Genomic DNA, 19505 nt, shown 5'->3' with positions numbered 1-19505 from the left:
CTCCGGAGGATCAGGGGAAAGGGGTGCCGGCCGTGCCGGTGGGCATCACATTCTGCATGGCGCCCGCAGGCGTCGCCATGACGAAATCGTCACTTGCGGGCGCGCTCGCGGGCGATCAGGCGGTCGACGATATTCAACATGTCGGTGGCGTTGCGGCCGCCGATCACGCGGTACTTGCCGTTGACGATGAGGGTGGGCGTGCCTTCCACGCCAGCAGCGGAGACCCATTCCCGTGCGTTGGCCAGCTGCGCCTCGACCTCTGCGCCGCGCAGCGCGGCCAGGAACTTCACCCGGTCCACGCCCTGGCTGGCATAGAAGCCGGCGATCTCGTCAGCGGACGCGTTCTGGATCGGCAAGGTACCGCCCTTGTGCAGGGCATCGAACATGGCCTGGTGGGTGCGCTCCTGCACGCCGAGTTGCCGGGCGGCGAAGAAGGCGCGCGCGTAGGGAATCCAGTAACCACCGAACGCAGCCGGGACGGGAGTCAGCTGCACATCGCGCGGCAGGGTCTTCTTCCACGTGGCCAGGGTGGGCTCAAGCCTGGCGCAATGGATGCAGGTATAGCCGAAGACTTCGGCCACCTCGATCCTGCCTTTGACCGGCGCGAACGGCTTGCCGTCCGGGATCACCACGTAGTCCTGGCCTTCGACCAGGGGTGCGGACGCTGGCGGGGCGGCGAGTGTGGCGACTGGCAGCAGGGCCAGCAGGGTGATCAGCACGGGCAGCAGACGCGACACCATCAGGACTCTCCATCTTCGTGCGCGCGACCCGACCACCGGGCGCGGCGGAAAAAGAAACGCCGGCCATGGTGGGGCCGGCGGCATGAACAGGAGCTTGCACTTCCGGCCGCGCGCAGCGGCGGACGTCCGGGAATTACTTGGCGCCGGCCTTGCCCGCCGCGAGATCGTCGGCGCGGGCATGCAGACCCTGCAGGTAGCTGGCGAGCGCCTGGATTTCCTGCTCGGTCAGTGGGCCGGCGACCTGCGCCATGATGTTGAAATGGGCAGCGTCCTTCGCCGTGGTGGTGCCGGCCTTGTACTCGGTCAGGCGGCGCACCGTGTAGTCCTGCATCTGGCCACCGATGTGCGGGTAGGCCGGGCCCGGATTGCCGGCACCGGTCGGGCCGTGGCACGCCATGCAGGCCGGTACGCCGCGCTTGGCGTCGCCGTTGCGGTACAGCTGCTGGCCGACTTCGTAGAACTTCATGTCCTTGTACGTGCCGTCGGCGATGACACTGTCGTCGGCCAGGCCGGCACCGGACTTCTGGGTGGCGAAGTAGGCGCCCACGTCGCGCATGTCCTGCGCGCTGAGCATCTGGGCGAACGGGGCCATCACGGCCGCCATGCCGGTATTGCGCTCACCCGAGGCGAACAGCGCCAGCTGCTGGGCGACGTAACGTTCGCTCTGGCCGGCGATGCGCGGGTATTGCGGATCGCTGGGGTTGCCGTCGGCGCCGTGGCAGGCCGCGCAGGCCGCCGCCTTGGTCTGGCCGGCCTTGGCGTCGCCCCAGGTGGACTTGGCCAGGTTGATGTCCAGCGGGGCGGTCTCGACCGGCGCGTTGTCCGGCACGGGAACGATCGTGGTCTGTGCAAAAGCGACTGCGCCCACGGCCAGTACGGCCAATCCGGCAAGTCCCATAACGCGAGCGTGGCGCATGCTAAAGCTCCGAAACCTTTGACTGATGGCGGCGCCCGAAGGGGCCGCGAAACCCGCGAATTATCGTCGCGGCGGCCGCTCGCGGTCAATTCAAACGGTATCCGCCCCGCCCCCGTGCGATCCTATCGCCATGTCGAACCCCCTGAATTCCGCCAGTTACCTGCTTTCCGCCCACACCCCGCGCCAGTTGCCGGAGGACGGCGGGTTCGAGGTGGCCTTTGCCGGTCGCTCCAACGCCGGCAAGTCCAGTGCGTTGAACGCGCTGGTCAACCACAACCGCCTGGCCCGGGTGTCCAAGACCCCCGGCCGCACGCAGCAGCTGGTGTTCTTCCAGGTCCAGCCCGAGCGCTATCTGGTGGACCTGCCCGGCTACGGCTACGCCAAGGTGCCGCAGGACCTGCAGGCGCACTGGCAGGCCTTCATCGACCGCTACTTCCGCACCCGCGAAGCGCTCAAGGGCCTGGTGGTGGTGATGGACATCCGCCATCCGTTGAAGGACTACGACCGCCAGATGCTGGGCTACGCCGTCCAGCGCGGCCTGCCGGCCCATGCGCTGCTGACCAAGGCCGACAAGCTGGGCCGCGGCCAGCAGGGCAACGCACTGCAGGCGGTGAAGAAGGACCTGTTTTCGTCCTTCGGCGATACCGTCAGCGTGCAGACGTTCTCGGCCGAGTCGAAGCAGGGCGTGGACGAAGCGCGCCTGGTCGTGGGCAACTGGCTGGGCCTGTAAGTCTCCGGGCGGATGCCCGTCCGCTGGCGCAGCCGTTCTTCGCATAGACCTCCACGCGGCATTCCGCCGTGAAGGAGTAAGTCATGCGCTGCATCCCGATTTCGCTGTCGACCCTCGTCCTCGTCACCGGGGCGGCCATGGCCGCTCCCCCGCCGACCCAGCCGCCGCGGGTAGCGGCCGAGCAGTTGCTGATCGAGTCGCCAGCCAACACCGACATCGGCGGCAGCGCGTCGCAGCGCTTCGCGCAGGTCTTCCAGCTGCCCGCGGACGGCTACCTCAGCCATGTCATGGTGCCGGCCAATTGCGCGTCGGCCCGGGTGCTGCGGGTCGAGATCGAACGGACCACGGCAGGCGTGCCGAACGGGGTCGTGGTCGCACGCCAGGACGTACCGGGCCCTGCGCTGAATGCGTATGGATATCCCGTGCCCGGCATGCGCATGATCGAGTTCATCCAGCCGGCACTGCTGTCACGGGGCGAGTACGCCTTCACCCTGACCGTGTCCGCATTGCGCCGCAACGAGTACTGCATGCTGTGGCTGGCGCCTCCTGGCGATACCTACCTGTCAGGCAAGGCGTACTTCATCGCCCGCGGCAATCCGCCGAACTGGATCGAGCTGTTCGATGCGGCGGGCACGCCTCGCGACCTGGCGTTCCAGGTATTCGTGCGCCCGCTCTGATGCGACGGCGCGGCCCCCATCGCGGCCATGGATGGGATGCTGCGGCGTTCCGGTGGCGATGAACGCGTGAGGGTGGTCACGTTATAGTGCCGCCCTTGCGGCGCCATCCGTCGGCACCGCACTCCCCTTGCGAGTCCTGCCCTTGTCCAGCCCCAGCCACGTCGCCGACACGCTGATCACCGACCGTACGCAGTTGGTCGACTACATCGCGTCCGGCGAGAAGCCGGTGCAGGACTGGCGCATCGGTACCGAGCACGAGAAGTTCGGCTTCCGCCTCGACGACCTGCGCCCGCCGACGTTCGACGGCGACCGCGGCATCGAGGCGCTCCTGAAAGGACTGACCCGCTTCGGCTGGGAACCGGTCGACGAGAAAGGCCGCGTCATCGCCCTGACCAAGGATGGCGCGTCGGTCACGCTGGAACCGGCCGGCCAGCTCGAACTCTCCGGCGCGGCGGTGGAGACCATCCACCAGACCTGCGTCGAAGTCGGCACGCACCTGAAGGAAGTGAAGCAGGTCGCCGACGAACTGCGGCTCGGCTTCCTCGGCATGGGCTTCCAGCCCAAGTGGCGCCGCGACGAGATGCCGTGGATGCCGAAGGGCCGCTACCAGATCATGAAGTCGTACATGCCCAAGGTCGGCCAGCTCGGCCTGGACATGATGACGCGGACCTGCACGGTGCAGGTCAACCTCGACTACGCCACCGAAGCGGACATGGTGAAGAAGTTCCGCGTGTCGCTGGCGCTGCAGCCGATAGCGACGGCGCTGTTCGCCGACTCGCCGTTCACCGAGGGCAAGCCGAACGGCTACCAGAGCTTCCGTTCGCACATCTGGACCGATACCGACGGCGACCGCACGGGCATGCTCGATTTCGTGTTCGAGGATGGCTTCGGCTACGAGCGCTACGTCGACTACATCCTCGACGTGCCGATGTACTTCTCCTACCGCGACGGCATCTACCATGACGCCAGCGGCAAGTCGTTCCGGGATTTCATGCAGGGCAGGCTGGACGTGCTGCCCGGCGCGCTGCCGACGCTGCGCGACTGGTCCGACCACCTGACCACCGCGTTCCCCGAAGTGCGGATGAAGAAGTTCCTGGAGATGCGCGGCGCCGATGGCGGCCCGTGGAACCGCCTGTGCGCGCTGCCCGCGTTCTGGGTGGGCCTGCTGTACGACGATGCCGCGCTCGACGCCGCATGGGACCTGGTCAAGGACTTCTCGCTGGAAGAACGCCACGCGCTGCGCGATGGCGTGCCGAAGCATGCGTTGAAGTTGCCGTTCCGTGGCGGCAGCGTGCGCGACCTCGCACGCGAAGCGGTGAAGATCGCCATCGGCGGCCTGCAGCGTCGTGCGCGCCTGAACAGCAAGGGTGTGGACGAGAGCGGCTTCCTCGATGCGCTGGTCGAGATCGTCGAGGCGAACGAGACGCCGGCCGAGCGCAAGCTCGCCCTGTTCCACGGCGAGTGGAACGGCGACATCGATCGCGTGTTCCGCGAGTTCGCGTACTAGCCAGGATGGCCGGCGTCACCCGCCGCCACCCCGGGCTGTCCCGCCCCGGCGCTCTTTCGCGTTGTCCTTGTTGAAGCCGTGCGGGGCCTGTTGCCTGCCTGGTGACAGGGGGCTGCGGCGGGAATGCCGCGGTGTACATCGGGTCTCGCGAGCGACACATGGAACACGTACCGGTTACCCAACTGTTGAAACGCGCGCGCGAAGGCGACGTGCGCGCCGCCGATGCGGTGTTCGCCAGCCTGTACGACGAGCTGAAGCGTGCCGCGCACCTGCAGCTGCGCCGGCACCGCGATAACCTCGACACCACGGTGCTGGTGCATGAAACCTATCTGAAGCTGGCCACCGGCGAACGCCTGGCCGCCAACGATCGTGCGCACCTGCTGGCGATGTCGGCCCGCGCGATGCGGCAGGTGCTGGTCGACCACGCGCGCATCGCGCAGGCGCAGAAGCGCGGCGGCGGCGTGGACGCGCTGACGCTCACCGCGAGGCTGGGTGGCGACGAGCGCGCGGTGGTCGAGGTGCTGGCGCTGGACGAGCTGTTGAACGCACTGCAGCAAGCCGATGCGCGTGCCGCACAGATCGTCGAGCTGCGCTACTTCGGCGGTTACGAAGAAACCGAAATCGCGCAGATGCTGGGCGTGAGCGAACGGACCGTGCGCCGCGACTGGCGGACGGCACGTGCCTTCCTGCTGGCGGAACTGGGAAAATGAGCGACGGTGACATCGAAAGCCGGCGGCGGGCGCTGGCGCTGTTCCGCGAGGCCGTCGAGATCGCGCCGTCCGAGCGCGACGCGTGGTTGTCGCAGGCGTGCGCTGAGGATGAAGGCCTGCGATCAGCCGTCGATGCCCTGCTGGCGGCGGATGCGAGCAACACGGAACCGTTCGCCGGCGACGCGCTGGCGTGGGGACGTGCCTTCCGCGACGAACACGGCGAGGTCGCGCGCGATGCGCTGGTCGGCCGCAGCATCGGGCCCTGGCGCATCACCGGACTCCTGGGTCATGGCGGCATGGGGGCGGTGTACCGGGTCGAACGCGACGATGGCGCCTACGCGCAACATGCTGCGCTGAAGCTGATCCGCGCCGGTACCGATTCGCAGGCGGCGCGCGAACGCTTCCTGCGCGAGCGGCAGATCCTCGCCCGCCTGCGCCATCCGAACATCGCCACGCTGCTGGATGGCGGCATCAGCGGCGACGGCGATCCGTGGTTCGTGATGGAACTGATCGACGGCCAGCCGATTGATCGCTGGTGCGACGCCCGGCAGCTCGGGCTGCGCGAGCGCATCGTGCTGTTCCTGCAGGTCGTCGATGCCGTTCGCCATGCGCATCGCAACCTGGTGGTGCATCGCGACCTGAAGCCATCCAACCTGCTGGTCGACGGCGATGGCCGGGTGAAGCTGCTGGACTTCGGCATCGCCAAGGAGCTCGCCGACACCACGCGCGCCGCGACCGTCGACCGCGCGCTGACGTTCGAATACGCCTCACCCGAACAGCTGCTCGATGCGCCCATCACCACCGCCACCGACCTGTGGCAGCTGGGCGTGGTGCTGCATCGCTTGCTGTCGGGTGCGCATCCGTTCGGCGTGACGCGGGAAACACCGGTGGCGCACCAGTTGCAGCAGCTCGAACGCGATCCGGAACCGCTGACGCGGGCCGCATCGCAGGCGAGCAGCGAGCAGGCCACGCAACGCGGTGGCCACAGCCCCGCATCGCTGGCGCGCGCGCTGCGCGGCAGCCTTGCGCAGATCGTGCAGGCCTGCCTGCGTCGCGATCCTGAGGCGCGCTACGCCTCGGCCGACGTGCTGGCGAACGACCTGCGCGCCTGGCTGGACGACCGGCCGATCAATGCGGTGCGCCTGTCGCGTGCCGATCGCGCGCGCCTGTGGCTGCGGCGCAACCGCGGCTTGGCCACGGCAGCGGGTCTTGTAGCGGTGGCGCTGCTCGCCGGCACCGGCGTGGCGTCGTGGCAGGCGCAGGAAGCGCGTTCGCAGGCCCGCATCGCCGAACGCGAATCGGAGACGGCGCGCGCGACGCTGACGTTCCTCGCGGACACCCTCGCGGCGGCTGCGCCCGAGCAGGCGATGAGCACGGAAGTTAGCGTTCGCCAGTTGCTCGACCAGGCGCGGGCCAAGCTCGACCAGCGCACGCTCGAGCCGCAGGTGCGCCAGCCGGTGCAGCGCATGCTGGGGCGGTTGTATCGCTCGATCGGCGACGACCAGCAGGCCGTGCGGTTGTTTGCGGCAGGCCTGAAGGGCGTGACGCCGCGGACGAGGGAAGAGGCGCTGGCGTTGGCGGACGACCTCGTGGCCTATTCCGATGAACTGGGAGATCTGGAGCGCAACACCGAATCGCTGGCGGCCGCCGACCAGGCGGTTGCCCTGCGCCAGCGTTTCGCGCCGGATGATCCCGAGCAGCAACTTCGTGCGATGGCACACCTCACGCTGGGCCACGTCGAAAAATATGGCCTGGAATGGTGCAGGAAGCGGGCCGAAGCCTCGCTTGCGTTCGCCAAGCGCATGCCGTCTCCGCCGGCCGATGTGGTGCTGGACATCTATTCGGATATCGGCACGGCCGCTAACTTCCAGAACGACCGTCGTCGCCTGTTGTCGGTCAGCCGGGAGGGTCTGGCCTATGCGGATGCGCGCGGCATCGCGGCCGATTCACCCGTGCGACGGACGCTGGTCAGAAGCCTGGTGTCCGGGTTGTTGCTGGAGGGCAGGCCGGCCGAGGCGGAGCGCGTGGTGCGACAAGCCATCGCCGATGCCGAGAAGACCGGCGGCTACGGCGGCACCAGCGCGACGGTGTGGTACCAGACGTTGGCCGATACGCTGTTGGGCCAGGGACGCTACCGCGAGTCGCGGGAAGCGGCGGACAGGAGCTATGCGCTGTCCAGTGAGCTCGGCGAGGGGCCGCGTAACCTGGCGATGGCGCTGGCGAACCTCACCGCGATCAACCTCATGTACGGCGACTACGCCACGGCGCTGGCGCGCGCCACGCAGGGCATCGCACGGCTGGACGCAGCGGGCGTGTCCCCCGACGACAGCTTCCGCCGCACGATCGAGCGCGTGCATGCGCGTGCGATGGTGGCCAACGGGAAGTTCGACGAGGCAAGGACGCGGCTGGACGATCTCCGCAAGCGCTCACTGCGTCTGGATGGTGAAGCGTCGGACGAGTATGCGCAGGTGCTGGGCGACCAGTTGAACCTCTACCTGCGTACGCGCGATGCCGCGCGCGGCGCGCCACTGCTGGCGGACCTGCGCGCGCGCATGACGCAGCGCGGCGTGCCCGACACGCATGAGCAGTTCGGCTATTTCTCCGCGATGGCGGCCACCCTGGATCGCCTGCGCGGCAACGCGGCCTCCGCCGAACAGCATCAGCGCGACGCGGTCCAGCGGTTGCAGGTGAGCGCCAGTGCCGTCGACGTGGCGGTTGCCCGCGCAACGCTGGCCGAGGATGTCGCGGCGCGCGGCGACCGGAAGGCCGCCCGCCGCCTGCTGGACGACGCGTTGCCGGTGATGCGCGACATGCTGCTTCCCGGTGAACGCAACCTTGTCGACGCGGAGGCGCTGTCGGCGCGACTCTGAAGCCCGCCTCGTCGCGCCGGCGCCGGCCTGTTAGCGGATGGAGGGCATCACGAAGGGCTGGTAGAAGACCTGGAAGCCGAGATCGCGCGATTGCGCGAACCAGATGCTTGCCGTGCTGCTGCGGTAATAGCCATCGCCGCCTGCGTAATGGTCGCCGAGGGGAGCACGGTACAGCGCGCACGTCCGCCCACCGGCGTTGGTGATCGTCAAGGCGTACGATCCTGCCGGCAGCAGATTCGGTTGGGTGAACTCGATCAGCCGCATCGCGAACTCGCCGCTGGGTAGTGTTCTTGCGTCGAGCGCCACGCCGTCGACGCGCTGGACCTGCCGCACCTGCGCGCCCGGCACGCCGTTCGGTGCATCAACGATGGCGATCTCGATCTCTATCTGGTCGCCGGTGGCGCAGGCGAGCGGCAGCATGAGGTGGCGTATCGAACCCGCGCGCGGCAGCCGGAAGACCTGCGCATACTGGCCCGCCTGCGGTACGAGCGAGTACACCACGCCGCGGTCGATCGCGACCTGTTCGGCGGCGATGCGCGGCACCTGCTGCGCGTGTGCGGAAGTGGCAAGCAGCGTAAGGACGAGCAAGGGCAGTGCGTACTGCTTCGACATGCGGATCTCCCGAGGTGGCGGATTGCCGTGGTCAGGAGATATGCGAGAGAACGCTGCCGGAGCGGACAGAGCTAGGACTCCTCGCAGGGCGGGATCGGTACCAGCGTGTAGCGCTCGGTGCCGTTGTTGCAGCGGGTGCCCATCGGGGTCTTCACGCAGCCGTTGCCGGTACCGGTGAGGGTGCCGCCCTTCTCGCTGGCATCGACGGTGTAGGTGCCGTTGCCATACACGCCGATGCCGCGCATGTTGCCCTGGTAGCTGTAGGAGCCGCCTTCCTCGTTGTTCGGCGTGAACGTCACGGTGTTGCCGCCACCGCTGATGGTGAAGGTCTCGCCAAGATTGCAGATCGTGCCGGTGCCATGGAAATCGTCGAGGCCGCCGACCGCGTTGTAGGCCTGCGGGCGCTTGGTGTCGAACTCGAGTGTCGCGCGTCCCACGCCGCGCTTGCTGCGTGCTTCAAACTTGATGGTTGCTTCCTCGTTCTTCTTGTCCGGGCCCGCATACGCGTACTTCGCATCGGCCGGCACCTTGCCGCTGGACGGCTGCAGGCTGGCGCCGCCACTCAGTGTGGCGGTCACCGTGCCGCCGGTCGGTGCGCCATCGGATTTCGCGCGTGGGATCGCCTCCAGGTCGAACGCGGTGTTCGGACGAATGCCCTTGCGCTTGCCCGGACTGCTGGTGGCCTTCAGTTCCACGCAACGGCCGCTTTCCCACGGTCCCGCACCGTTGCCCATGCCGCGCAGCATGATCTCGGCGATCAGCTGCTGGTAGATGAAGGACTGTTCTGCCAGCTTCGCCGCGTGCTTGACCTCGTCCATGCGGAAAATGCTGAAACCGCTGTAGTCGTTGAAGTCTTCATAGCCGCTGCCGGCATTGCGATCGAACCCCATCTTGAGATCGAAGGTCTGCTGTTTGCCGCCGCCCGTGCCGCCCGCCGACATCGTCATGCTCGCGTTGGTGCCGTGATCCGGGATGAGGTGCGCATCGTCGTCGAGGAAGCGCTCGAGCTTGAACTCGCTGCGCACGTGTCCGCCGACGCCCGGCTGGCCGACGACGCTCATCTGCGAATCCACGTTCAACGTCACCGTCAGTTTGCCCTCGGGGTCCGGGCAGGCGTCCATGTGGATCTTGATCTTCATCTTGCCCGACAGGCCATCGGTGGCCTTGCCCTCGAACTCCAGCGTCTGGTCCAGCGACCCGTCCGTGCCGAACTTCAGCTCCGCGCCGCCCTTGCCGTCCTTGTCCCCGCCGAGCTTGACCGGTCCGGCCTTCGCGAGTTCGGCCAGCCTTTCATCCGACATGTCCTGCACGGCGCCATTGACCATGCCGCCGGCGATCAGCCCGCCGAACGCACCGATGGCGAGACCCGCAAAGCCGCTGTCCAGGCCGCTGCCATCGAACGCCGCCGGGATCATGCGCGGCGCATCGGCCTGCGCGCCACGCAGCCAACGCTCGTTCTGGTCACCCAGCGCTTTCAGCGCGGCCACGGCTTTCGCCTCGCCGCCGAGCGCGTCGACCATGCCGGTGGCTTCCATCACGCGGTAGTGCACGAGGTAGTCGAAGGTCGCCATCTTCCGCAGCGTCGCATCGGGTCCTTCGGCAAGGATGGCGTCGATCTGCGCCTGCGTGGGCGCGCGTGGGTTGTCGTTGCCGGCGCCACCATCGCCTGCGGAGGGCGAGCATGCGGCGAGGGCCAGCACGATGGCGGCCACGAATGAGGTGCGCGGGAGGTGCATGGCGATTCCGTAGTGGTCAGTGATCGGCGGCGGCGGCCAGCAGCGAGGGCGATTCCCGTGCCTTCAGTTTCAACAACGCTGCCCAGTCCTGCCGATTGAGGTTGCAGTACGCCGGTGTGTCGGGATTGCACGATGCGCCCGTGCCGTCGCGCATCGGCAGGTCGGCGAAACGACCCTGCGCATCCAGCCGCAGCATCCGCAGCGCAACGGTCTGCTGCACGTTGCCGCCGACGAGCCACGCGATGCCGGCACCCGCCGCCACCACGATGTCGCAATGCATCGGCAGCCCGACACCCTCGCCATCCAGCACGCCCAGCAGGCCCGGATAGCCCAACGAACGCGACTGTCCGCGCACGTAGCAGAGCAGGTCGCCCGGCGCAGGGGCGGCATCCTGCGGAGAAACCAGACGATAAGGACCGGCACCGGACCGCGCTGCCGAGCGCACGTAGTCCACGTGGCGGGACGAGGCAACGAAGCCCGGCACGCGCGCCTGCCGCATCACCCACGACACGAACGCCGCCGACCACGGCGTGTCCACCACGAAGCTGCGGCAGGCCGCGCCGGGCTTGCCGCACTCGTTGCCCAATCCGCTGCCGCTCCAGTATGCGGCGACCTTGCGCCACGCCTGCGCGCCATCGGCCAGCGCGTCGTTCTCGGCTTCGTACACGGCTTGGCCGCCGGCACGACCATCGGCATCGATGAACGGGCGGAACCAGGCATGGTTCTCCTGGCAGGCGATTGCGGCGATCCGCGTCGCGACATCGGTGGCGGCCAGCTGCGTGCGCAGCTGCGGGCAGGGATCGGCCGCGTGCGCGAACGGGGCGCATGCGAGGCTGGCGAGGGCGAACAACATCAGCAGGCGTTTCATGGCGTCATCCTTGGCGGCAGAGGGCAGGAGGCGCGCCGCCTGCCCGTGACGGGGTTCAGAGGTTCCGCATCAGGCCGCGCAGCAGTTTCTTCGCGCCGCCTTCTTCCTTCTTCCCGGGGTCCTGCTTGCCGTCGCCATCGCCTTCATCGGCGGGCATGCCGTCCATGCCGCCGAAGTCCATGCCCAGCATCGCCACGGTGGTGGCCTTGGTGCGCACGCGGACGTTCCATTCCGGGTCCCACGGCTGTTTCGGGTCGGTGGGTTTCGGCGGCCAGGTGATGTTGGTCTCCGGTCCGTAGGCGATCATGTTGAGCGAGGCGAATCCACCCTGCTGCCCGCCCTTGCCCGTCGCCTTGAAGATGCCCTGCGGGATCGCACAGCTGGTGCTGCCCGGCGCGAGCAGCACTTTCTGCTTCAGCCACTTGTCGATGTACGACCCGGTCAGGTAGTTCACCAGCTCATGGCCCGCCCCGGGGACTTCGGCGCTGCTCCACATGGTGAAGTTGCGCTCGTCCTGCATGGCGATCGCGTTGAGGAAGTACGCCTTCGCGCGGTCGACGGGCTGCCAGGTCAGGCCGATGCTGTCGGTCAGCTCGCCGCGGGTCTGCAGCGCGATCTTCGGCATGAAGTCCGCATTCTGGCCCAGCTCGAACTGCAGCGAGGCCGGTACGCCATCGCCGGTGATGCGGTGCTGGCCCACCAGCGACGAGCGCTCGGCCACGCGCTTGTTGTTCTTGAGGTTGGGCCACAGCGCGTAGCTGGGATTGACGTCGATGTCGCGGTCGGGAACGAACAGGCCGGGCGCCAGCGCGCCGTTCTGCTGGAACTGCCCATTCTTGATCTTCAGCGTCATCACCTTCGGCTGTCCGGGGCGCACGGTGGCGCTGCATCCCCAGTACTGCCGGATGGTCACTTCGATGTCGCGCGTCTCGGGGTCCTGCGGTTGCTCGACGTTCTTGCCGGGCGGGGACGGCAGCAGCGACAGCGACTTGCCCACGCCGAGGCCCGCCGGCACCGCCTGGTCCGCGGGCATGCCCGGCTTGAGCCGGTTGTGCAGGGCGATGTCGAGCAGCCGACCCTGGCTAGCGGGAATGTTGCGCGACTGCGGATAGGCCTGCGGGCCCCTCTCGCCGCCCATCATCCTGCCGGCCAGTCCGCCCAGCATGCCCATGTCGGGCATGCCGGCCATGGAATGGGTGGCGACATCGATCCAGACCTGCGTTTCGGGGCCGGTGGGCGGTGCGCTGCTGGCGGGCAGGGCGACGATCAGCGCGGTGGCGAGGGCGAGTTTCAGCGGCGGTCGGCGCATGGCATGGAGCTCCTGGTGTCTGCAATGAAGGGGTATGCGAAGGAATGCCTTCGCAGGGGACACGAGCCGGATATCCCGCACCGGCCGGCGCCCGGCTTTGCCCCGACCAGCGGTCCGATCTATACTCCCCCCCACTATCAGGATGACGCCGTGCCGCACTCGCCCGCCGACAAGAAAAAGGCCTTGATGCGCGTCAAGCGCATCCGTGGCCAGCTGGACGCGCTTGAGCGTGCGCTGCAGGAAGGCGCCGAGTGCGCGCCCGTGCTGCAACAGCTCGCCGCCGTGCGCGGTGCCGTCAACGGCTTGATGTCGGAAATCCTGGAAAGCCACCTGCGCGAGGAGTTCGCGCATCCGGCCTCGACCCCCGAACAGCGCGAGGCCGGCATCGATGCCGCCGTCGCGCTGGTCCGTTCCTATCTCAAGTAAGCAGGAGTGCCCCCATGAAATCCCGTGCCGCCGTCGCCTTCGCCGCAGGCGAACCGCTGAAGATCGTCGAGATCGACGTCGCCCCGCCGCAGAAGGGCGAGGTGCTGGTGAAGATCACCCACACCGGCGTCTGCCACACCGATGCGTTCACGCTGTCCGGCGACGATCCAGAAGGCCTGTTCCCCGTCGTGCTGGGCCACGAGGGCGCCGGCATCGTGGTGGAGGTGGGCGAAGGCGTGACCAGCGTGAAGCCGGGCGACCACGTGATTCCGCTGTACACCGCCGAGTGCGGCGAATGCCTGTTCTGCAAGAGCGGCAAGACCAACCTGTGCACGTCGGTGCGCGCCACGCAGGGCAAGGGCGTGATGCCGGACGGCACCTCGCGCTTCTCCTACGAAGGCCAGCCGCTGTACCACTACATGGGCTGCTCGACCTTCAGCGAGTACACGGTCGTCGCCGAGGTCTCGCTGGCGAAGATCAATCCCGACGCGAATCCGGAACACGTCTGCCTGCTGGGCTGCGGTGTGACCACCGGCATCGGCGCCGTGCACAACACCGCCAAGGTGCAGGAAGGCGATTCGGTCGCCGTGTTCGGCCTGGGCGGTATCGGCCTGGCGGTGATCCAGGGCGCGCGCCAGGCCAAGGCCGGCCGCATCATCGCCATCGACACCAATCCGTCGAAGTTCGACATGGCGAAGCAGTTCGGCGCCACCGACTGCGTCAACCCGAAGGACTTCGACAAGCCGATCCAGCAGGTCGTCGTCGAGATGACCGGCTGGGGCGTCGACCATTCGTTCGAGTGCATCGGCAACGTCAACGTCATGCGCGCGGCGCTGGAATGCGCGCACCGCGGCTGGGGCCAGAGCGTGATCATCGGCGTGGCCGGCGCGGGCCAGGAGATCGGCACGCGCCCGTTCCAGCTGGTGACCGGCCGCAAGTGGATGGGCACGGCCTTCGGCGGTGTGAAGGGCCGCTCGCAGTTGCCGGGCATGGTCGAGGACGCGATGAAGGGCGACATCGAGCTCGCGCCCTTCGTCACCCACACCATGCCGCTCGACGGCATCAACGAAGCCTTCGACCTGATGCATGAAGGCAAGTCGATCCGCAGCGTGGTGCACTACTGAGATGACGACGTCTATGGAAATGATGGCTCTGGGCATGACGCCCGATGCAGCGGTGGACGGCATCGCCCTCGACCAGGAAGCGCGCGACGCGATTTCGCGCCTCGGCGAACACGACCTGCAGAAGATCGATCGGGCGATCCTGTCGTCGCTGGGTCGGGAGTGGAAGAAGGCGGGCTTCATCACCGCAGGCGTCATGATCGCGGCCCCGGACGAGTACGAGGATCTGCCGGAGATGTTCTACGCTTCCCGCATCCGGGCGCTTGCCGAGGCCTCGAGCATCGAGACGAAAGGCGATGCGCTTTCGTTGAAGACCTTCGAGATCCGTCTCGCAGCCGCAGCGGGAGTCGCCTGACATGACGATCGAGCGGATCGAGCACCGCGCCTGCTTCGGTGGCTGGCAGGACGTCTACGAACATGCATCGGAGCGCCTCGGCTGCACGATGCGCTTCGCGGTCTACCTGCCGCCGCAAGCCGAGCGCGGAAAGCTGCCGGTGCTGTACTGGCTGTCCGGCCTGACCTGCACCGAACAGAATTTCATCACCAAGGCGGGCGCGCAGCGGTACGCCGCCGAGCACGGCGTGATCCTTGTCGCGCCAGACACCAGCCCGCGTGGCGAGGATGTGGCCGACGCCGAGGGCTACGACCTGGGCAAGGGCGCCGGCTTCTACGTCAACGCGACACAGGCACCGTGGTCAGCGCACTACCGGATGTACGACTACATCGTCGACGAACTGCCGGCGCTGATCGAAGCGCACTTTCCAGCCAACGGTGCACGCGCGATCAGCGGACACTCCATGGGCGGACATGGCGCACTGACCATCGCGCTGAAGAACCCGGGCCGCTACCGCAGTGTCTCGGCGTTCTCGCCGATCGTCGCGCCGTCGCAGGTGCCGTGGGGCGAGAAGGCGTTCGGTGCGTATCTCGGGACCGATCGCGAAGGCTGGAAGCAGTACGACGCCGTCGAACTGGTCCGCGGCGCATCGGAGCGGTTGCCGCTGCTGGTCGACCAGGGCGATGCGGATGAATTCCTGCATACGCAGTTGAAGCCTGACCTGTTGCAGGCCGCGGCCGCTGCGGCGGGTCATCCGCTGACGCTGCGTTTGCAGCCCGGCTACGACCACAGCTACTACTTCATTGCCAGCTTCATCGGTGAGCACATCGCGCATCACGCGAAGGCGCTGAACGCGTAAGGCGGGCCAGAGCCCGCCGTCCCGGTCGTCGTTGTTGACGGGATGGCGATGGTGGGCCTGGGCCCACCCTACGATGCGGTGTCGAGCACGTAGTCGGTGAATGCGAAGCGCCCGTCGCGCAATTCGGTGTCGCCCTCAGTCAGCGTGAGCGGCGCATCGAACATGGGGCCGGCGGAAACACAAGTGTGGAACTCGCCGTTCTCGCCGCAGGGATCGACGTGTGCCGGCAAGGCGTCCCAAAGCGCGGCATCGAAGGCGTGGCCGGCGAAGCGTGTATCCAGTTGCTGTGTATCCACGCAGCACAGGTGCGCGTGCAGGCCGCCGTCGACCATCTCCCGTGCCAGCGCACCGGTGTCGGCACCGAACAGCGGCGTCATGACGTCCCAGCCGATCTTCGCCAGGTTCTGCACCCGGTAGGCGCGGATGTCCTCGAGGAACAAGTCGCCGAAGGCCATCGTGCGCAGCGTCGGCCAGCGTTGTGCCGCACGGGCCAGCGCCTCCGTCATCGCACGCTCGTAGTGGTCGTTGGTGCAGCGGGCAGCGATCATCGCCTCGATCAACGGAAGGCTGGCCGCACGTGCTTGCGCATGCAACACGCTGCGGCGGATACCCTGCATCGAGACGCGGTCGTAGTCTTCGGTCACCGTGGTCAGCAGGCTGACCACCTCGACGTCATCGCGCTGGCGCAGGGTGTGCAGCGTCCACGCTGCGTCCTTGCCGCCGCTCCAGGCGAGCAGCACGGGCATGCGCATGCCGCTCACGCGGCAGAGACGTCACGCTGACGCCGCGGACTACGCGGCGGATACATCACGCAGCTCCCAGGCATGTCCCGCCAGCAGGCGCAGGCGATGCTTCAGCACCTGGCCGGGAATCGAGGACGTGGCCACCAGCAGGATGCTGAGGTCGTCCTGCCGTCCGTTCACCATCGCGTCGTCGTCGACCACGCCGAGGCCGGGATCGACTTCATCGGGTTCTTCCTGGCGGGCGCGCCAGCGGTCGAACAGATGGCGGGTGCGCAACGCATGCTGGAGTTGCGCGGCGAATTCCTCCGCGCCATGCGCGTCGAAACTGAAAGCCGGATCGCCGCCGCGCGCGCGGCCGGGATCCGGCAAGCTGATGTAATAACGGACGGCCATGGCGCCCCCGGTAGAAACCCGGGGCATAGCGTCATCCACGGCGCGTTAGCCCGCCGTTATGCCGGCTTGAACGGGGCCGGCGGAGCGGCGAAGGCGGCGACCACGGCGCCCTTGCCGACATTGACCATGCCCGTCAGGCTCATCACGCTCTCGAACACTTCGACCTTGTTGTTCTCGCAGATGTCGCGCAGGCGCTGGTAACCCGGGAGGGCACGCAGTTCCGACAGCTCGCCGCCGTAGCTCAGGCAGACGGTCGGCGTCATCAGGCCGGCCATCACCCGGTTGCCGGTGAACTTAAACATCTGCTCCACCGCGTTCTCGAAGCCCTTGATCTTGGCGACCGGCTCGGTGTTGCCGGCGTGGCCGTACAGCACGGGCTTGATGTCCAGCGCGCTGCCCAGTGCGGCGCTGAGCAGGCCGACGCTGCGGTCGCCCTTGGTACGCGCACGGTTGCGCAGGTAGTAGAGATCGCGCGGGATCATGTAGCCGTGCGTGTTCTGCGCCAGTTCTTCCAGTCGCACACGGGTCTGCTGCACGCTGGTGCCGGCATCGCGCATGCGGACGGCCTCCACCGCGGTGATGCCCTGCGCGGCGAACAGGTTCTGCGTATCGATCACGCGCAGCGCGAACGGCGAGCTGTGGCCCGCGGCCTGCCGCACCGGCTTGTAGTCGTTGAGGATGGCGAAGCTGGCCTGCATCGCGTTCTCGTGGATCGGCGACCGCGTCTTGGTGATCGTCATGCAGAAGACATGGTCATAGTCGATCACCAGCCGCCCCAGGAACAGGTCGCGGATCTGGTTGACGGTGAACGGGGTGGTCTCGGCCTCATGCCCGCGCTCGGCCACGTGCGCGTGCAGGAAGCTCAGCGTGGCCTGTTCGTCGCGGTGGTCGGCCAGGACGGCCTCGCCGATCCGTACGGTGATCGGCAGGATGATGATGTTGTGCCGCTCGAGGTAATCCAGAGGCAGGTCACACGCTGAATCGACGACTATCCCTATGCGCATCTAGCCCCTCCCGGCATCGTCGCATCTGTATCTATCTCCGGAAAACTAGCGGAGAACGTCAGGCAAGTCGCTGGATAAACGCATGAAGTGTGAATTGAGTCACTCTTTTGTGATGTGACCCGTCGCGGAAAACGCGGCCGCCATCAGATGCGCGGCGGGGCCTGCAGCGCACAAATTGCGTGATATGAGTCACAAAAGCAGTGGCGCTGGACTTGTCGCGGGTCAGGCCGCGCCCGACACTCGCCGCGTAGGGGAAGGGGCAACATGAAACAGCGGTGGTGGAGGTTACTGCTGCTGCTCGCCCTGCTGCCGGCGGGCGCGCATGGGGAAAACATCGCGCGGATCGACCGCCTCCAGCCAGTGGCGCTGGAACAGCAGGCCGGACAGCGCGCCGGGCTATTTTCAGAACGTCGCTTCGACAGCGGCGACAGCGGCGTGCGCGTGCTCGGCAACGGGGAATGGCGTGTGCAACCCGCGCCGGGCGTGTCCGAGCCGTTGCTGGTGTTCTACCACCCCTACACCGCAAGCGTGAGCGTGCGTGACCGACCCGGCGGCGTGGCGCGTCGGCAGGACATCTTCAGTCGCGCGCTCGATCCGCAATACAGCCGGCGTGCGCTGGTGTTTCCGCTGCGTGGCGATGGGCCTGTCTACGTCAAGGTCGAGGGTGCGCGATACCCGCTGCGGGTCGCGGTGGAACCGGGCCCGGCCTACGCCGCCGCCGACCTGTGGCACATCCGCATGTTGCTGCCCGCGATCGGCGTGGTGCTGGGCGTGTCGCTGGCGGTGCTGCTGTTCTGGGCGGTACTGCGCGACCGCGTCTACCTGCTCTACGCCGGCGCCATGCTGTTCCAGTTGCTGTACGCGCTGTGTTCCTACGGCGAAGCGTACGCGTGGCCCGGTTTGTCGGTGCTGGCCCGCTTCGGTGCCCAGGGCATCTGGATCACCGGCACGCTGGCCACCATCCTGCTGGTCTACCTGTGGCTGGACTATGCCGGCCTGCGCAAGGTCACGCCGCGTCTCGCCGGCGCCATGCGTATCGTTGGTGCGTACGGCTGCGGCCTGACGCTGGTGTTGCTGTTGTCGCCATGGCCGGCCGACAAGACCTGGTTCCCCGACATCGCCAATGCCCTGTTCCTGCTGACCAACGCGATCGCGCTGGTCACGCTGGTCGTGGCGTGGCGCCGCGGCCAGCGGCATGCGGCCTACGTCCTGATCGCGTGGGTGCCTATGCTGGTCTTCACGATGACGCGCGCGCTGCGATTCAGTGCCGGCGAGCGCGCCGAACCCTGGCTGGAGTACGGCTTGCCGTGGGTGCTCGCTTCTACCGCCGTGGTCCTGGCGCTGGGACTGGCCGATCGCATGCTCACCTTCCGCCGCGAGCGCGACAGCGCCAAGGCGCATGCCGAGCGCGACGGCCTGACCGGCGTGCTCAACCGCGGCGGTATCGAACACCGCCTGGACTGGGCGCTGATCGAGCGGCAGCGCGAACAGATCCCGGTCTCGTTGCTCTTCATCGACCTCGACCAGTTCAAGCAGATCAATGATCGCCACGGTCACGCGCTGGGCGATGCGTGCCTGCGTGCGGTGACGCGCGCGGTCAGCGAACAGTTCCAGTACGGCGACCAGATCGGCCGCCTGGGTGGCGAGGAATTCGTGCTGGTGCTGTCCGGTGCCGGCCTGGTGTCGGCCGCCCGCATCGGCGAACAGGTGGTCGCGCGCATCCGCCACGACTGCGCCGTGGTGGATGGCGTCGAGGTGGCGCTCACCGCCAGCCTTGGTGTCGCCCAGGCGCGCGATGGAGACACCGTGGCGTCGCTGATCGCGCGCGCGGACCATGCCATGTACGCCGCGAAACGCGCCGGTGGCGATCGCGTGATGGACGAACGCTCCGTCGCGCTGCCCACCCATAGCACGAAGGCGCCCGAAGGCGCCCCCGTGGAGTGACGCCCG

Annotated in this window: 19 protein-coding genes; 10 read left to right on the top strand and 9 right to left on the bottom strand. The window is 67.7% G+C overall.

Annotated elements, in window-relative coordinates; genetic code table 11:
* Window positions 1–89 precede the first annotated feature (89 nt).
* Window positions 90–740, bottom strand: a complete 651-nt coding sequence (locus AX730_RS07760) for a thiol:disulfide interchange protein DsbA/DsbL (RefSeq protein WP_062354393.1) — start codon at window positions 738–740, stop codon at window positions 90–92.
* Window positions 741–873: 133 nt separating this feature from the next.
* Entirely contained in the window at window positions 874–1656 is a 783-nt protein-coding gene (locus AX730_RS07755) for a c-type cytochrome (RefSeq protein WP_062354391.1), read from the bottom strand.
* A gap of 130 nt (window positions 1657–1786) precedes the next feature.
* Here AX730_RS07755 and yihA point away from each other — a divergent pair, with 130 nt between their 5' ends.
* From yihA to AX730_RS07730, 5 genes are all read left to right on the top strand, one after another.
* A complete protein-coding gene (gene yihA / locus AX730_RS07750; protein WP_062354388.1) occupies window positions 1787–2386 on the top strand; it encodes a ribosome biogenesis GTP-binding protein YihA/YsxC in 600 nt (199 codons plus the stop codon).
* An 83-nt stretch (window positions 2387–2469) separates the two neighbouring features.
* Entirely contained in the window at window positions 2470–3063 is a 594-nt protein-coding gene (locus AX730_RS07745) for a hypothetical protein (RefSeq protein ID WP_062354385.1), read from the top strand.
* A 142-nt stretch (window positions 3064–3205) separates the two neighbouring features.
* On the top strand, window positions 3206–4570 hold the full coding sequence (locus AX730_RS07740) for a glutamate--cysteine ligase (RefSeq protein ID WP_062354384.1): 1365 nt from the start codon (window positions 3206–3208) through the stop codon (window positions 4568–4570).
* A gap of 158 nt (window positions 4571–4728) precedes the next feature.
* Entirely contained in the window at window positions 4729–5280 is a 552-nt protein-coding gene (locus AX730_RS07735; protein WP_062354381.1) for an ECF-type sigma factor, read from the top strand.
* Window positions 5277–8150: a serine/threonine-protein kinase gene (locus AX730_RS07730; RefSeq protein WP_062354378.1), complete on the top strand. Its 2874-nt coding sequence runs from the start codon at window positions 5277–5279 to the stop codon at window positions 8148–8150. The genes AX730_RS07735 and AX730_RS07730 overlap by 4 nt, the downstream gene beginning before the upstream one ends.
* Window positions 8151–8180: 30 nt before the next feature.
* On the opposite strand, the gene AX730_RS07725 is transcribed toward AX730_RS07730, so the two are convergent.
* The 4 genes from AX730_RS07725 to AX730_RS07710 all read right to left on the bottom strand — a co-directional run bounded on the left by AX730_RS07725 (window position 8181) and on the right by AX730_RS07710 (window position 12675).
* Window positions 8181–8762: a hypothetical protein gene (locus AX730_RS07725; RefSeq protein WP_062354375.1), complete on the bottom strand. Its 582-nt coding sequence runs from the start codon at window positions 8760–8762 to the stop codon at window positions 8181–8183.
* Between the two features lie 71 nt (window positions 8763–8833).
* Window positions 8834–10498 (bottom strand): hypothetical protein, encoded by a 1665-nt coding sequence (locus AX730_RS07720; RefSeq protein ID WP_062354372.1) that lies wholly within the window; start codon window positions 10496–10498, stop codon window positions 8834–8836.
* Window positions 10499–10514: 16 nt separating this feature from the next.
* A complete protein-coding gene (locus AX730_RS07715) occupies window positions 10515–11366 on the bottom strand; it encodes a DUF2272 domain-containing protein (RefSeq protein ID WP_083537799.1) in 852 nt (283 codons plus the stop codon).
* A 55-nt stretch (window positions 11367–11421) separates the two neighbouring features.
* Entirely contained in the window at window positions 11422–12675 is a 1254-nt protein-coding gene (locus tag AX730_RS07710; RefSeq protein WP_062354368.1) for a hypothetical protein, read from the bottom strand.
* Between the two features lie 150 nt (window positions 12676–12825).
* Here AX730_RS07710 and frmR point away from each other — a divergent pair, with 150 nt between their 5' ends.
* From frmR to fghA, 4 genes are read left to right on the top strand one after another with little or no spacing between them, the layout of a single operon-like run.
* The gene (frmR, locus tag AX730_RS07705; protein ID WP_062354365.1) at window positions 12826–13101 is read left to right on the top strand and encodes a formaldehyde-responsive transcriptional repressor FrmR; all 276 of its coding nucleotides are present in this window, start codon (window positions 12826–12828) and stop codon (window positions 13099–13101) included.
* A gap of 14 nt (window positions 13102–13115) precedes the next feature.
* The gene (locus AX730_RS07700) at window positions 13116–14225 is read left to right on the top strand and encodes an S-(hydroxymethyl)glutathione dehydrogenase/class III alcohol dehydrogenase (RefSeq protein ID WP_062354362.1); all 1110 of its coding nucleotides are present in this window, start codon (window positions 13116–13118) and stop codon (window positions 14223–14225) included.
* 52 nt (window positions 14226–14277) lie between these two features.
* Window positions 14278–14577 carry a DUF3658 domain-containing protein gene (locus tag AX730_RS07695; protein ID WP_198147077.1) on the top strand — a complete coding sequence of 100 codons (300 nt, stop codon included), beginning with the start codon at window positions 14278–14280 and terminating at the stop codon, window positions 14575–14577.
* Window positions 14578–14584: 7 nt separating this feature from the next.
* The gene (gene fghA / locus AX730_RS07690; protein WP_062354400.1) at window positions 14585–15415 is read left to right on the top strand and encodes an S-formylglutathione hydrolase; all 831 of its coding nucleotides are present in this window, start codon (window positions 14585–14587) and stop codon (window positions 15413–15415) included.
* Between the two features lie 68 nt (window positions 15416–15483).
* Here fghA and AX730_RS07685 read toward each other — a convergent pair whose 3' ends face one another.
* The 3 genes from AX730_RS07685 to AX730_RS07675 are packed head-to-tail and all read right to left on the bottom strand — an operon-like array spanning window position 15484 to window position 17555.
* On the bottom strand, window positions 15484–16167 hold the full coding sequence (locus AX730_RS07685) for a Dph6-related ATP pyrophosphatase (RefSeq protein ID WP_062354357.1): 684 nt from the start codon (window positions 16165–16167) through the stop codon (window positions 15484–15486).
* Between the two features lie 39 nt (window positions 16168–16206).
* Window positions 16207–16551, bottom strand: coding sequence for a hypothetical protein (locus AX730_RS07680; protein WP_062354354.1), 345 nt, complete (start codon window positions 16549–16551; stop codon window positions 16207–16209).
* 56 nt (window positions 16552–16607) lie between these two features.
* Window positions 16608–17555: a DegV family protein gene (locus AX730_RS07675; protein WP_062354351.1), complete on the bottom strand. Its 948-nt coding sequence runs from the start codon at window positions 17553–17555 to the stop codon at window positions 16608–16610.
* A 264-nt stretch (window positions 17556–17819) separates the two neighbouring features.
* Between AX730_RS07675 and AX730_RS07670 the strand changes: the two genes are divergently transcribed.
* A complete protein-coding gene (locus AX730_RS07670; protein WP_062354348.1) occupies window positions 17820–19499 on the top strand; it encodes a sensor domain-containing diguanylate cyclase in 1680 nt (559 codons plus the stop codon).
* Window positions 19500–19505: the final 6 nt, after the last annotated feature.

This window comes from Pseudoxanthomonas mexicana (genome assembly GCF_001556105.1).
Lineage (GTDB): Bacteria > Pseudomonadota > Gammaproteobacteria > Xanthomonadales > Xanthomonadaceae > Pseudoxanthomonas_A > Pseudoxanthomonas_A mexicana_A.
Note: the sequence above shows the minus strand (reverse complement) of the source record. Positions and strands in the feature narration are given on the sequence as shown.

Coding starts and splice junctions, on each gene's coding strand:
- AX730_RS07755 (WP_062354391.1), bottom strand. CDS start 1,656: ATGCGCCACGCTCGCGTTATGGGACTTGCCGGATTGGCCGTACTGGCC.
- yihA (WP_062354388.1), top strand. CDS start 1,787: ATGTCGAACCCCCTGAATTCCGCCAGTTACCTGCTTTCCGCCCACACC.
- AX730_RS07725 (WP_062354375.1), bottom strand. CDS start 8,762: ATGTCGAAGCAGTACGCACTGCCCTTGCTCGTCCTTACGCTGCTTGCC.
- AX730_RS07745 (WP_062354385.1), top strand. CDS start 2,470: ATGCGCTGCATCCCGATTTCGCTGTCGACCCTCGTCCTCGTCACCGGG.
- AX730_RS07700 (WP_062354362.1), top strand. CDS start 13,116: ATGAAATCCCGTGCCGCCGTCGCCTTCGCCGCAGGCGAACCGCTGAAG.
- AX730_RS07720 (WP_062354372.1), bottom strand. CDS start 10,498: ATGCACCTCCCGCGCACCTCATTCGTGGCCGCCATCGTGCTGGCCCTC.
- AX730_RS07735 (WP_062354381.1), top strand. CDS start 4,729: ATGGAACACGTACCGGTTACCCAACTGTTGAAACGCGCGCGCGAAGGC.
- AX730_RS07685 (WP_062354357.1), bottom strand. CDS start 16,167: ATGCGCATGCCCGTGCTGCTCGCCTGGAGCGGCGGCAAGGACGCAGCG.
- AX730_RS07680 (WP_062354354.1), bottom strand. CDS start 16,551: ATGGCCGTCCGTTATTACATCAGCTTGCCGGATCCCGGCCGCGCGCGC.
- AX730_RS07760 (WP_062354393.1), bottom strand. CDS start 740: ATGGTGTCGCGTCTGCTGCCCGTGCTGATCACCCTGCTGGCCCTGCTG.
- AX730_RS07715 (WP_083537799.1), bottom strand. CDS start 11,366: ATGAAACGCCTGCTGATGTTGTTCGCCCTCGCCAGCCTCGCATGCGCC.
- AX730_RS07730 (WP_062354378.1), top strand. CDS start 5,277: ATGAGCGACGGTGACATCGAAAGCCGGCGGCGGGCGCTGGCGCTGTTC.
- AX730_RS07710 (WP_062354368.1), bottom strand. CDS start 12,675: ATGCGCCGACCGCCGCTGAAACTCGCCCTCGCCACCGCGCTGATCGTC.
- AX730_RS07675 (WP_062354351.1), bottom strand. CDS start 17,555: ATGCGCATAGGGATAGTCGTCGATTCAGCGTGTGACCTGCCTCTGGAT.
- AX730_RS07670 (WP_062354348.1), top strand. CDS start 17,820: ATGAAACAGCGGTGGTGGAGGTTACTGCTGCTGCTCGCCCTGCTGCCG.